The 710-nt window shown below is 60.7% G+C and carries 2 pseudogenes; one reads left to right on the top strand and one right to left on the bottom strand.

Annotated features, from left to right (window positions below):
* Positions 1-317 (bottom strand): annotated as a pseudogene (locus EN969_RS33885) (ABC transporter substrate-binding protein); the annotation flags it as partial.
* Positions 318-580: 263 nt separating this feature from the next.
* Between EN969_RS33885 and EN969_RS36530 the strand changes: the two are divergent.
* Positions 581-710: pseudogene (locus EN969_RS36530) on the top strand (gamma-glutamyl-gamma-aminobutyrate hydrolase family protein); the annotation flags it as partial.

Here is a 710-nt window from a genome sequence, read left to right as displayed (position 1 = left end):
CAGTAGTAATATGCCACCGTATGGCAGGCCTCGACCGTGCCGGCCGTGGTGGCGTCGGCGGCCTGCAGGCCAGGCACCAGCTCACCGGCAGCAAAAACCTGGATCTGGAAATTGCCGTCGGTGGCTTCCGACAGCATCTTCGAGAACACCTCGGCGCCGCCATAGATGGTGTCGAGCGACTTCGGGAAGGACGACGCCAGCCGCCATGTCACCTTGGGATTGGACTGGGCGATTGCAGGCGCCGCCAGCGTGGCCGCCGCCGCCGCGGCACCGACGCCGGTGACACCGGCCTTGCGAATGAATGAACGACGATCCATGAAGTTCCTCCCTTTTGGATCAACAGGCCGACGTCAGAAAATCCTCGGTTTCCGTGTCGGTTCGTTCGAGACAATACACAGGCAAGAAGTCGAGTCCAGCAGGCCGGCCCCATTTGACGGCGAAGCCCGGCTGCACTGCAACTATAGTCTAACAGGCCGTTTCGTGGCCCATGCGACACGCCGAAACTTGGCATGGAAAAATAACGTGGGATCGCCTATTTTGAAGGCAGGTATCCCTTGCCCAAATGGAACACAGAGCCCAAATGCATCAGCCGCTCGTCGCCATATCGACCGACGTCCGTCAGTTCGACAACTACACCTGGCACGCCGCCCCACAACAATATCTGGAAGCGGCGATCACCGGCGCCGGCGTGTTCCCGGTGCTGGTGCCAT

Source organism: Mesorhizobium sp. M7A.F.Ca.CA.003.01.2.1, from assembly GCF_003998945.1.
Lineage (GTDB): Bacteria > Pseudomonadota > Alphaproteobacteria > Rhizobiales > Rhizobiaceae > Mesorhizobium > Mesorhizobium ciceri.
This window is presented reverse-complemented; position numbering and strand designations above follow the sequence as displayed.